11 protein-coding genes are annotated in these 11,548 nt (G+C 69.2%); 5 read left to right on the top strand and 6 right to left on the bottom strand.

Annotated features, from left to right (window positions below; all coding sequences use genetic code 11):
• Nucleotides 1–312: an outer membrane protein assembly factor BamE domain-containing protein gene (gene bamE / locus KGD87_RS32545; protein WP_284664831.1), complete on the bottom strand. Its 312-nt coding sequence runs from the start codon at nt 310–312 to the stop codon at nt 1–3.
• A gap of 271 nt (nt 313–583) precedes the next feature.
• Between bamE and KGD87_RS32540 the strand changes: the two genes are divergently transcribed.
• The gene (locus KGD87_RS32540; RefSeq protein ID WP_284664830.1) at nt 584–2,554 is read left to right on the top strand and encodes a rhomboid family intramembrane serine protease; all 1,971 of its coding nucleotides are present in this window, start codon (nt 584–586) and stop codon (nt 2,552–2,554) included.
• A 26-nt stretch (nt 2,555–2,580) separates the two neighbouring features.
• On the opposite strand, the gene KGD87_RS32535 is transcribed toward KGD87_RS32540, so the two are convergent.
• From KGD87_RS32535 to KGD87_RS32515, 5 genes are all read right to left on the bottom strand, one after another.
• Nucleotides 2,581–2,949, bottom strand: coding sequence for a DUSAM domain-containing protein (locus KGD87_RS32535; protein WP_284664829.1), 369 nt, complete (start codon nt 2,947–2,949; stop codon nt 2,581–2,583).
• Nucleotides 2,950–2,953: 4 nt separating this feature from the next.
• A complete protein-coding gene (locus KGD87_RS32530) occupies nt 2,954–3,241 on the bottom strand; it encodes a hypothetical protein (RefSeq protein ID WP_284664828.1) in 288 nt (95 codons plus the stop codon).
• Nucleotides 3,242–3,865: 624 nt separating this feature from the next.
• Nucleotides 3,866–4,234, bottom strand: coding sequence for a hypothetical protein (locus KGD87_RS32525; protein WP_176411271.1), 369 nt, complete (start codon nt 4,232–4,234; stop codon nt 3,866–3,868).
• Nucleotides 4,231–5,256 (bottom strand): fatty acid desaturase family protein, encoded by a 1,026-nt coding sequence (locus KGD87_RS32520; RefSeq protein ID WP_284664827.1) that lies wholly within the window; start codon nt 5,254–5,256, stop codon nt 4,231–4,233. The genes KGD87_RS32525 and KGD87_RS32520 overlap by 4 nt, the downstream gene beginning before the upstream one ends.
• 336 nt (nt 5,257–5,592) lie before the next feature.
• Nucleotides 5,593–6,750 carry a site-2 protease family protein gene (locus KGD87_RS32515; protein ID WP_284664826.1) on the bottom strand — a complete coding sequence of 386 codons (1,158 nt, stop codon included), beginning with the start codon at nt 6,748–6,750 and terminating at the stop codon, nt 5,593–5,595.
• 210 nt (nt 6,751–6,960) lie between these two features.
• Here KGD87_RS32515 and KGD87_RS32510 point away from each other — a divergent pair, with 210 nt between their 5' ends.
• The 4 genes from KGD87_RS32510 to KGD87_RS32495 all read left to right on the top strand — a co-directional run bounded on the left by KGD87_RS32510 (nt 6,961) and on the right by KGD87_RS32495 (nt 11,542).
• Complete coding sequence (locus KGD87_RS32510; protein WP_284664825.1) at nt 6,961–7,686, top strand: Coq4 family protein; 726 nt, start codon at nt 6,961–6,963, stop codon at nt 7,684–7,686.
• A gap of 9 nt (nt 7,687–7,695) precedes the next feature.
• A complete protein-coding gene (locus KGD87_RS32505; protein ID WP_163785957.1) occupies nt 7,696–9,258 on the top strand; it encodes an acyl-CoA carboxylase subunit beta in 1,563 nt (520 codons plus the stop codon).
• Between the two features lie 113 nt (nt 9,259–9,371).
• A complete protein-coding gene (locus KGD87_RS32500; RefSeq protein WP_176419683.1) occupies nt 9,372–9,986 on the top strand; it encodes a hypothetical protein in 615 nt (204 codons plus the stop codon).
• Nucleotides 9,987–10,024: 38 nt separating this feature from the next.
• Complete coding sequence (locus KGD87_RS32495) at nt 10,025–11,542, top strand: acetyl-CoA carboxylase biotin carboxylase subunit (protein WP_163785959.1); 1,518 nt, start codon at nt 10,025–10,027, stop codon at nt 11,540–11,542.
• Nucleotides 11,543–11,548 lie beyond the last annotated feature (6 nt).

Raw genomic sequence — 11,548 nt, 5'->3', positions numbered from 1 at the left:
TCAATCGACGTAGTACTCGTGCGCGACGCGCGTAACCACGCCGCTATTCGAGAAGACCACCACGCGCAGGCTGTAGTGGGAGTCAGTGGGGCTCTTCGAGTAGCTCCATGACGTCCTATCAGGTGGCGTGTCGTGCACCACCAGCGGCTCCCCGAGGAGCCTCACCACTTCATCCCGCCCCATGCCGGGCTGGACGCGCCTGAAGGCCAGCCACGAATAGCCCGGAGCAAAGCGGGTGCTCGGCTCGAAGATGAACGACAAGAGGAGGCCATCCAAGCCATCCAGCAACAGCAGATGCGCCGAGAGCCCCATGAGAAGCAGTCCAACACTGCCTCGCGCGAGTTTTCGAGCGACTCCATATCTCATTGGCATTGGCCCCAGTTTGGAGTCACGCGAAGCTGACTATCGCTGCCTGGTGGCTGCCCAGTCAGACCTCACTTAAGCCGCAACCATCGTCTTTGGTTCCCAATCAGGATACAGGTTGCCATAAGCACCGGGCCAATCCTGCCCCCGCCGGCTCTGTGGTATGTCCGGGCATCATTGCGTGACGGTGCCAACACGCGGCGCAAGGGGGAACCACACCATGATGCTGTTCCTGCCCCTGGGGGTGGACGACACCGAGTTGGAGCGGCTGCCTCGTGTGTCCATCACCATCGCGGCCATCTGCATCGTGGCCTTCTTCATCTCCTGGGTCCTTCCATCCGCCCCCATGGGCGTGGGTGAGAGCGAGCTGCGCTCCCTGCTGGAGCAGTCGCTCGAACACCCGGACCTGGAGTTCCCTCCCGCGTGCGCGGAGCGGCTGCTGTCCGATTCGGGCCGGAGGCTGGTGCTCAACCTGCACCAACGCGTCGCGGAATCCGACGGAGCGGAGCACGTGACGAATCGGCAGGAGGGACTGAATGAGCGCTGCGAGGAGCTCATCGCCCAGCATGAGTCGAGCCTGCTCTCGCGCTTCTCCTTGGTGCCCGCGCGAGGACTCGTCCAGCCCGGCTGGCTCACGTACATGTTCCTCCACCTCGGGTGGATGCACCTGCTGGGGAACCTGCTGTTCTTCTATGTAGCCGGCCTGCTGCTCGAGGACGCCTGGGGCCGGCCGCTGTTCGCGGGCTTCTACGTCGTGGGCGGGCTGGTGGCGGGCGTGGCCCACTACACAATCGACCCCTCATCGGAGTCGGTGATGGTGGGTGCCTCCGGCGCCGTGGCCGCGTGCATGGGGGCCTTCTGTCTGCGCTTCGCCCAGCGGCGGGTCCGCATCGGCTACTTCGTCTGGGTGCTGAAAATCTTCCGCGGCACCTTCCCCGTTCCTGGTTGGGTCTGGGGCAGCCTGTGGTTCGGCAACGAGGTGCTGAACTACGCCCTCCTCGGCAACAACACGGGCGTCGCCGTCATGGCCCACATCGGCGGTTTCGTCTTCGGCTTCGCGGGCGCGTCACTGCTGCGCGTCACGCAGTTGGAGGAACGGGTGGTGGCGCCCGCCCTCGCCGCGAAGCAAGGCGGCTGGGTGGCGGACCCGCGGCTGGCAAAGGCCCAGGCGGCGCTCGACCAGGGGGACCGCACAGCCGCACGCGCGGGCTTCCAGCGCTTGCTGAAGACCCAGCCGGACCACACCGACGCGATGCTGGCGCTGGGCCGCATGGAGCTGGAGGACGGCGAGACGCAGGCTGGCACGGCGAGGGTGGAGCGAGCGTTCCATACACTCGTGGGGCGCGCGTCCACGGACGCGCTGTGGTTCGCGATGGAGCCACTGGTCTCGCTGCTGCCCATCAACGCGCTGCGGCCCGCCTCCGCGTGGAAGCTGGCGCAGGCGCTGGACACGGAAGACGCGCCGCCGGCCTCGGTGGAGACGACGGAAGCCCTGTACAGCGTGGCGGGCGGAGGCGCGGGCATCATCGCGGTGCGAGCCCTCATCCGCGCCACGGAGCTGCGGATGGCGCACTCCAAGGACCTTGAGCGGGCAGCGAGCTACCTCGCGCGCGCCAGGCCACTGCTGACGGGAGAAGCCGCGACGGTGGGGGACCGGGTTCGGGAGCTGGACGCCGAAGTCACGCGGGTGCTGGAAGAGAACGCCTGGAAGAAGCCGGACGCCGCGCCAACACCCGCCGTGGACGCGCCCCCCGCCCCGCCGCGCACCTTTCCCTGCCGCATCGTGAGCATGACGGACATGGCCCTCACCGTGGAGGCCGCCAACGGCCAACGCAGGACGATGGCCATGACGGAGGTGCTGGCGATTGCCGTGGGCATGCTGCCCGTCGCGGGGCCACCGGGGACACCTCCGCGACAGACGGTGCGCACCGACCTGGTGCTCTCCTGGGGGAGCGCCAACGAGGGGCCGCGGGTGCTGCGGGTGAACGTCGCGGGGCTCGCGCTGAACCACTTCTATCCGGGTGTGGCACCGCGTGAGGCCTATGCGCGACTCCTGGCGGACCTGCTGGAGCGCACCAACGCCAACGCGCTCCCGGACGCCTCGTCGCTGAAGCAGGGGCACTACCCGCGCTTCAACAGCGAGGCGGAGCTGAGCCAGCACTACTACGGCGTGAGCACCGCGGCGGCCTGAGCGGAGAAGTCACGCGACAGGGCAGCTCACGCCATGTCGTCCAGCGCCAGCTCGGCCTGCTCGCGATAGAGGGGCACCTGCTCCACCGCGAGCACGTCCTCCAGCATTGCGCGTGCGCCCGCTGCGTCGCCCGCGTCCCGAAGCCGGCGGGCCCCCGTCAGCGCGCGCATGAGGCGTTGCGAGCCGTCACGAATGCGGCGGCGAGTCTCGTGAAGCAGCGCGGTCGCCGTGGCGACGCCCGCGACGGCGACCTGTGCCTCCGCTTCGGGGATGCCCACCTCCCGTGCGGAACGGAGGAGCAAGGCGCGCACCTCGGACGTCAGCGACAGCGGCTCGCCGGCCTCCACGCGCCGCGCCAGTTCACGCACCGGGTCCCAATCAATCGACTCGGCCATGGACTCACTCGCCTCCCTTGCGGCGGCGGCACTTGTCCACGGGCCATTCGTGTTGCCCTTCGCAATACCGGAAGCAGTCGTAACAAGAGCCTGACCAGGCCTGCTCCTGACACTGGGCATAGGCGTCGATGCACACCTGCTTCCACCCGGGGATGGCTTCTTCACTGGCCTCGGAGGCGGACTCGACGGCCTTCATCGGCGCCAGGTACTTGCTCACCTCCGAGGCCGTCAGCCCGCACCGCTCGGGCGTGGCCGGGTGCGTCTTCACGCAGCAGCTCACCGTCGAATCCATGGGGCCGCACTGCGCCTGGGCCAGGTACACGGGCTGACGGGCCGCGGTGGAATGAGCGCTCCCGCCACACCCCAGCGCCGAAAGAACAGCGGCTGCCAGCGGGCCCCACATCGCACAGCAATGCAAGGATGGCTCGTTTTCCATGAATAGCAGCCTACACGCGCTTCATGCATGGACAACCCTCCTTTCACGCCGCCAGCCTCCGAACCCGCGGCGCACGTCCGCGCGCCAGGGCACATCGCCGCGGCGCGAGCCCACGATGACGCCCTGACGTCCGCCCCACCTGAGCGTGTCCTGGATGCCGCCATGCACGCCCCATATGCAACGTAGCAGGTAGGCAGCACAAGCAGGGACTCACCGTGCCGGGTTGCCGCTCCCTCGCGCGGCGGCCGCGCGGCGGCCCCGCCCGCAGCGCACGGCCGACGTCCGCGAGGAGGAGCTGAGGGTCGTAGGAGGGATACAGCGTGCGCCTTGGGGTGCGTCCGGACCGCCGCGGCCCCTCCCCAGCGCGTGGGACGTGCATCAGGCAGGCAGCATGGCGCGGGCCGGGTGGGCGTGGAGGCCGCCCTCGCTGACGCGCTCAAGGCCCCCTGGGGCGAGCGCGTCAGCGTCAGCGTCGCACGCCTACCAGAGGCGGCGGGGAGGCGCGGCGGGCGGCGGCGGCGGCGCGGGCAGGGGCTCCAGCATGCCGCACTTCAACAACCGCTCGACGGCGTCCTTGACCGCTTTCGCGGGAGCGTCGCAGCTCTCGAGGTTGCGCGCCGCCTCGGAGACGGTGCGCCCGCCCGCTTCGAACTCCACCAGGTAGAGCCCGTCCTCAGCGGCGAGCCCGAGCGATGCGCCCCATTTGGCGCGAGCCGCGTCGAACTGGGCGCGGCCACTGCCGGCCTTGGCCGCCTCAATCATGGCCGAATAGGAGGCCACGGCCTCCGTGCCCTTGACCGAGAGCCGGAACTTCTGCGCCCGCCCGTACCGAACCTTCTCGTCACTCATGCAGTCCTCTCGATGGGTGGCTGCCCCATCCGCTTGAGCCACCGCACGTGGCTCTTCAATGCCGCGCCGACGCTCTCATTCGCCCGGTAGCGAATGCCGTGCTCCCGGCAGGTCTCTTCGACAATGCGCGAAAGCGCCGGGTAGTGCAGGTGACACACCCGAGGGAAGAGGTGGTGCTCCACCTGGAAGTTCAGCCCTCCCAGGTACCAGCTCACCAGCCGATTGCCTCGGGCGAAGTCCACGGTCGACGCGACCTGATGCGTGGCCCAGTCGCGAGGGAAGCGGCGGTTGGCTTCTGGCTGCTGGGAGAAGTCCGCCTCCTCCACGCAGTGCGCCAACTGGAACACGGTGGCCAGCGTCAGCCCGAGCACGAACGAGGCGAGCGCATAACCCAGCGCGACCTGCCAGAGCGGGCGGAAGTACAACGGCAGCGCGATGGTCCAGCCATAGAACAGCAGCTTCCCGCCCAGGGTCCCGGCCAGCTGCAGCCCGCTGGGGCGCGGCATCTTCTGCCGTCCCACGCGTCCGGTGACCAGGTCCTTGAAGTCATCGACGAAGTGCCACTTCACGGGGAGCAGCGCATAGAGCCCCCAGATATAGATATGCTGGAAGCGATGCGCCTTGTGCTGCTGCTGTCCAGGCGCCAGACGGCACAGCGGCTGGACGTCGATGTCCGCATCGAGGCCGACCACGTTCGTGTGGGTGTGATGGAAGATGTTGTGCTTCCAGTTCCACACGTAGGACGAGCCACCGACGGCGTCGAGCGTCCACCCGAGAACCCGGTTGATGCCCCGATGCTCCGAGTAGCCTCCGTGGTTGGCGTCGTGCTGGATGCTGAACCCCACCCCCGCCACGGCCAGCCCCAGAGACACACACCCGGCGGCCGCACCCCACGGCCCCGAAGCGCCCACGAGGAGCCAGACATAGGAGGCCGCGAGCCAACCCAGGATGATGACCGTCTTCGCGTACATGCGCGGGAGGTCTCGCGGCGAGCGCCCGCTCGCCTCCAGATACGCAGCCACTCGCGCCTTGAGGTCCTGGAGGAAGGGCCCCGACTCAGAAAACTTCGCTTTCGTTGCTTGTGACAACGTCCACCCGCTCTCACGCTACCAGGCTCCCCGCCGGAAGAACCTGGGGTCGCGCTGGGGCAATCCCGCCGCGACCGTCGCCTGCTTGGCGCCGGAGGTCCATCTAACACATCGGCGGGGTGGACTGTTCCGGCGGTGCGGGGCCTCCCCAGGCCCAATCGCCGCGGCCTCGACACGCGCCTGCCATCAAGGTGCGCTCACGGACGCCGCCGGAGTCCCGCTGTCGGCCCCTCGACACCGGGCCAGCACCTTGAGCCCACCTGCGCTCCGTCACGCCGGGCGCTCCTGCCGCCACCGCCGCTCCTGCGGCCCCCTGCGCTCCTCGCGCGCCTGATACAGCGACAGACCGCGCTGCACGTCATTCAGGTCGAGCGTCCCCGCCAGCGCCCCATCCGCCTCCACCACGATGAGCTGGGGCATCTCCTCCTCGGCCATGCGCCGCAGCGCCGTCCAGCCATCCTCATCCAGTCGCACCACCACGGCGGGCACCATCACCTCGCGCGCGGTGCGCGTCATCCGCTCCGAATCCGGCACGCCCCGCACCGTCTCCAGCGACACCTGCCCCACCGGCCGGCCGTCCTCCGTCACTGGCAGCAGCAACAGCCGCTCACGCCGCAAGTCCCACAGCGTCTGCTCCAACGACGCCCCCGCGTCCACCCCCACCCGGCGCGGCGTCATCAGGTCGGCCACCGGCACCCGCTCCAGCGTCGCCTTCATCCGCACCTGCTGCGCCTCCCCCTGCGCGCCCATGAAGATGAAGAACGCGATGACGGCCAGGAACGGGTTGAACGACAGCACCGCCCCCACGCCGAACAGCACCGCGAACCCGCGCCCCAGCCAGGACGCCACCTGCGTCGCGCGCACCATCCCCAGCCGCCCCGCCAGCGACGCACGGACGATGCGCCCACCATCCATGGGGAAGGCGGGCAGCAGGTTGAACACGCCCAGGAACAGGTTCAGGCTGGCCATGTAGAAGAACGCGAACTGGACGTTGAACGAGCGCGCCTCCTGGAGCAGCCACGTCGCGCCGCCGAGCAGCGCCGCCAGCAGGAGGCTCGTCAGCGGCCCCACCGCGGCCATCAGCGCCTCGTCCCGGGGACGCGGCGGCGCCTCCGTCAGCTCCGACACACCGCCCACCATCATCAACGTAATCGAGCGCACCTTCCCGCCGCGGCGCAGCGCGTACACGGTGTGCGCCAGCTCGTGGACGAACACGGACGCGAACAGGCCCACCGCCACCACCAGCCCCCACAGCGCGGGCGAGCCGCCCAGGCGCTCCGGAGGGACCTCGGCCACCTCCGCCGCGCGCCGGAACGCGCCGCCGAACAGGAACGCCAGCAGCGGCAGGACGAGCAACAGGGAGAAGTGGACGCGGACGGGAATGCCGCGGAACGAGCCGATTTGAAAGGAGCCTCTCGCGGCGCGCATGGCAACCCTCCTATGGCTTCAACCTCCGTCCCCTCCACCCGGCGCGCACGGACCTGGAGGCGGCCTGGCCGGCTGCCCGCCCCTGAGTGTCCACTCCTCGGCCTTCGAGCTGTCCGCCCGCGAGCACGGCCGCTGGCCCCTGATTCCGCCCTGGCGCCTCCCGCCTACGCTGGACGCGCTGGCCCCAGCGGCCCCCGGCTTGGAGGCACCATGAGGAATCCTGTCGCGTATGCGTGGACGGCCTGGCGGATGGCTCGGGCCCTCCGCGACCCGGAGAAACTCCAGGACGTCCTGGGTCTGGCCCCGGTGCTCGCGCCCCCCGTGGCGATGCGGCGGCTGGTGGAGCGGCTGATGCGCCACCCCCCCGCGGCCCAGGCCTTCATTGAACGCCCGCGCATGGGCCCGCTCCCCCTGGCCGCGCTGCGCGCCCTGCCCGAGCACACCCTGGGACGTGCCTTCGTCGACCACCTGGAAGCGAACCAGGTGGACCCGCGCGCCCTGCCCTCCCTGGAGGCGCGGACCGACGAGGAGTACGTGCGCGCGCACCTGCTCGAATCCCATGACGTCTGGCACGTCCTCACGGGCTTTCCGACGAGCGTGGCGGGCGAGCTGGGCCTCCAGGCCTTCAGCCTGGCCCAGGTGGGCAGCCCCTTCGCGCTGGGCATCCTCGCGGGCGGCCTGACGAACACCCTCCTCTACGCGTTCTCCCACCGCGAGGAGCGCATGCGCGCCATCGTCCGGGGCTGGCTGCTGGGGCAGCGGGCCCAGCCCCTCTTCGGGGCACCGTGGCGTCAGATGTGGGAGTCACCCCTGGTGGAGGTCCGCCAGCGCTACGGCCTGGACCTGGCGGCGGTGGACGCGGTGCTGGACGACCCCAGGCGTTCCACCCTGGAAGCCAGGAATCCAGGCAGCGCGTCTGCGCCCCAATCATGCTAGACGCGCCCCATGGACCAGACTCCCGAGAAGGACCCCCTCCGCGCGCGTCTCGAGAAGATGGAGAAGCAGGCCGAGCTGGGTGGCGGCGCCGACCGCATCGCCAAGCAGCACGAAGCCGGCAAGCTCACGGCCCGCGAGCGCATCGACCTGCTCCTCGACCCCGGCTCCTTCTGCGAGCTGGACAAGTTCGTCACCCATCGCTCGAGCGAGTTCGGCATGGGCGACAAGAAGATTCCCGGCGACGGCGTCGTCACCGGCTACGGCACCGTGGAGGGCCGCAAGGTCTTCGTCTTCGCCCAGGACTTCACCGTCTTCGGCGGCTCGCTGTCGGGCGCCTACGCGCAGAAGATCTGCAAGATCATGGACCTGGCCACCCGCGTGGGTGCGCCCGTCATCGGCCTGAATGACTCGGGCGGCGCGCGCATCCAGGAAGGCGTGGAGAGCCTGGCCGGCTACGCGGACATCTTCGTGCGCAACACCCTGGCCTCCGGCGTGGTGCCGCAGATTTCGCTCATCATGGGCCCGTGCGCGGGCGGCGCGGTGTACTCGCCGGCCATCACCGACTTCATCATGATGGTGAAGGACACCTCGTACATGTTCATCACCGGCCCGGACGTCATCAAGACGGTGACGCACGAGGAGGTGTCGAAGGAAGCGCTGGGCGGCGCCGTCACGCACAACCAGAAGTCCGGCGTGGCCCACTTCGCGGCGGAGAACGAGCAGGCCGCCATCGTGATGACGCGCGAGCTGCTCTCCTACCTGCCCTCCAACAACCAGGAAGAGGCGCCCGTCCAGCCGTGCGAGGACGACGCGTTCCGGGCCGAGGAGTCGCTCAAGACGATTGTCCCGGCGAACCCCAACAAGCCCTACGACATCAAGGAAGTCATCAAGGCCATCGTCGACGACAAGCACTTCTTCGAGGTGCAGGAGCACTTCGCGAAGAACATCGTCATCGGCTTCGCGCGCATGAACGGGCGCAGCGTGGGCGTCGTCGCCAACCAGCCCGCGGTGCTCGCCGGTGTGCTGGACATCGACGCCAGCATCAAGGCCGCGCGCTTCGTGCGCTTCTGCGACTGCTTCAACATCCCGCTCGTCACGCTGGTGGACGTGCCCGGCTTCCTGCCCGGCACCGACCAGGAGTGGGGCGGCATCATCACCCACGGCGCCAAGCTGCTGTACGCCTACGCCGAGGCCACCGTCCCCAAGGTCACCGTCATCACCCGCAAGGCCTACGGCGGCGCCTATGACGTCATGGCGTCCAAGCACATCCGCGCGGACATGAACTTCGCCTGGCCCACCGCCGAAATCGCCGTCATGGGCCCCGAGGGCGCGGTCAACATCATCTTCCGCAACGAGCTGCTCAAGGCCACGGACACCGCCGCCGAGCGGGCGAAGCTGACGGCGGACTACCGCGAGAAGTTCGCCACCCCGTTCAAGGCGGCCGAGCTGGGCTACATCGACGAAATCATCCGTCCGGAGGAGACGCGCGCCAAGCTCATCCGCGCCCTGGAGCTGCTGAAGGACAAGCGCCAGGAGAACCTCCCCCGCAAGCACGGCAACATCCCGCTCTAGGTTCCAGCCCTCGCCTGCCCGCCCTCTGTCGCCAGCAGGGCAGGCAGGCGCGCGCGAAGGGGAAATTTGAGGGTGACGAACGGGCTTACAGGGGCCAGGAAAGGAATCTCATCTTGTCCCACCGTCGCCTCATCCTCTTTCTCTCCGACGTCGAAGGAAACCTCACCGCCCTGCGGCAGACGCTCAAGCGTGTCTGCGAAGCGGTGGACCTGGCCACGCCCGAGGTGAAGTGGGTGGAGCCTCCGCCAGAGGGGCTGGCCGATGCGGGCTGGCACGCCGTCGAGCTGGAGCTCCCGCCCGCCCCTGGCCGCAAGGCGCGCAAGTCCGAGCAGCCCTTCCTGGAGGAGCAGCTCGACGCCATGAGTCAGGCCCTGGCGCAGGACTTCCGGGACCGGGCGCTGGGCCTCTTCGTGGACCGCGAGCACAGCTATGCCCGCTCCTGCATCAGCGGCCCGGGGCGCCCGTCCAAGGCCGTGGAAGGTGAGGTTCTGGACGTCATCCGGCAGGCGGCGCGCTGGCTGGACGTGGAGACGGGCATGCTGGCCCGCCTCTTCGGCGGCGGCAACGCGGCACGCAACCTGTTGGCTGCCGCGGTCGACTTCGGCAACGAACCTGGACGGTCGGGTCCACCGAAGCCGCCGGAGCCGGACGAGGACGACCGCTTCGTGGAGGCCAAGCTGACGCAGGCTCGCGCTTACATGGAGCAGTACCTGAACACCCGGAAGTAGAGGCGGCAAACAGGGGCGCCCCGTGCTAGACGGGCCCCATGCCCAAGATCCGCAAAGTGCTCGTCGCCAATCGCGGCGAGATCGCCATCCGGGTGATGCGCACGTGCAAGGAGCTCGGCATCGCCACGGTGGCGGTGTACTCGGAGGCGGACCGCTCCGCCCTGCATGTGCGCACGGCTGACCAGGCCATCTTCGTGGGGCCCCCGCCTTCGCGTGAGAGCTACCTGGTGCAGCAGCGCATCCTCGACGCCGCGAAGCAGGCTGGCGCCGATGCCATCCATCCCGGCTACGGCTTCCTCTCAGAGAACGCCGCCTTCGTCCGCGCGTGTGACGCCGCGGGGCTGACGTTCATCGGCCCGCCCGCCTCCGCCATGGACGCCATGGGCGAGAAGACGCGCGCCCGTGCGAACATGATCAAGGCGGGCGTGCCCGTGGTGCCCGGCACCACCGAGCCCGTCGCCTCCGTGGAGGACGCGCGCGCCTACGTGGAGAAGATTGGCCTCCCCGTCATGCTCAAGGCCGCGGGCGGTGGTGGTGGCAAGGGCATGCGCAAGGTGGAGCGCATGGAGGACTTTGAATCCTCATGGCGCGCCGCCAAGAGCGAGGCCCTCAACGCCTTCGGCAACGACGCCGTCTACATCGAGAAGTACCTGGAGAAGCCACACCACGTGGAGATCCAGGTCTTCGCGGACCAGTTCGGCAACACCATCCACCTGAACGAGCGCGAGTGCTCCGCGCAGCGCCGGCACCAGAAGGTGGTGGAGGAGACGCCCAGCCCCATCCTCTCGCCGGAGCTGCGCGCGAAGATGGGCGAGGTCGCGGTGAAGGCGGCCAAGGCCGTCAACTACGTGGGCGCCGGGACGGTGGAGTTCCTGGTGGACGTGCACCGCAACTTCTACTTCCTGGAGATGAACACCCGCCTCCAGGTGGAGCACCCGGTGACGGAGTGGGTGACGGGCCTGGACCTGGTGGCCATGCAAATCAAGGCCGCCGAGGGCGAGAAGCTCGGCCTCACCGAGGCCCCCACGCCGCGCGGGCACTCGATTGAAGTCCGCGTGTACGCGGAGGACCCGAGCCGCAACTTCATGCCCAGCCCGGGCAAGATTACGTACCTGCGCGTGCCGGGTGGGCCGAACGTGCGGGACGATTCGGGCGTGTTCCCCGGGTACACGGTGCCCAACGTCTACGACCCGATGATTTCCAAGCTGTCCGTGTGGGCCCCCACGCGGCGCGAGGCCATCGCCCGCACGCAGCGCGCGCTGTCCGAGTACGTGGTGAAGGGCATCACCACCAACATCCGCTACCTGAAGGCCATCCTGGCGCACCCCGAGTTCATCGAGGGCGACTACGACACCAGCTTCCTCACCCGCCAGCACGACGCGCTGCTGGGCGCGGAGGACGCGAAGCTGAGCGAGATGGCGCTGCTGGCCAGCGTGGTGCACACGTACCAGAAGGACCAGAAGCGCGCGAAGACACTGCCCGGCGCCAGTGGCGGCCAGGGCGGTGGCAACGGCGGCGTCTCCCCGTGGAAGCTGGCGCTGCGCACGCGCCGCTAACCCCAA

The sequence above is a fragment of the Myxococcus sp. SDU36 genome, assembly GCF_030168875.1.
Taxonomy (GTDB): domain Bacteria; phylum Myxococcota; class Myxococcia; order Myxococcales; family Myxococcaceae; genus Myxococcus; species Myxococcus vastator.
Note: the sequence above shows the minus strand (reverse complement) of the source record. Positions and strands in the feature narration are given on the sequence as shown.

Bases quoted from the DNA above. Each gene is read 5' to 3' on its own strand.
- bamE (WP_284664831.1), bottom strand. From the start codon at position 312: ATGGGGCTCTCGGCGCATCTGCTGTTGCTGGATGGCTTGGATGGCCTC.
- KGD87_RS32540 (WP_284664830.1), top strand. From the start codon at position 584: ATGATGCTGTTCCTGCCCCTGGGGGTGGACGACACCGAGTTGGAGCGG.
- KGD87_RS32535 (WP_284664829.1), bottom strand. From the start codon at position 2,949: ATGGCCGAGTCGATTGATTGGGACCCGGTGCGTGAACTGGCGCGGCGC.
- KGD87_RS32530 (WP_284664828.1), bottom strand. From the start codon at position 3,241: ATGGATTCGACGGTGAGCTGCTGCGTGAAGACGCACCCGGCCACGCCC.
- KGD87_RS32525 (WP_176411271.1), bottom strand. From the start codon at position 4,234: ATGAGTGACGAGAAGGTTCGGTACGGGCGGGCGCAGAAGTTCCGGCTC.
- KGD87_RS32515 (WP_284664826.1), bottom strand. From the start codon at position 6,750: ATGCGCGCCGCGAGAGGCTCCTTTCAAATCGGCTCGTTCCGCGGCATT.
- KGD87_RS32510 (WP_284664825.1), top strand. From the start codon at position 6,961: ATGAGGAATCCTGTCGCGTATGCGTGGACGGCCTGGCGGATGGCTCGG.
- KGD87_RS32505 (WP_163785957.1), top strand. From the start codon at position 7,696: ATGGACCAGACTCCCGAGAAGGACCCCCTCCGCGCGCGTCTCGAGAAG.
- KGD87_RS32495 (WP_163785959.1), top strand. From the start codon at position 10,025: ATGCCCAAGATCCGCAAAGTGCTCGTCGCCAATCGCGGCGAGATCGCC.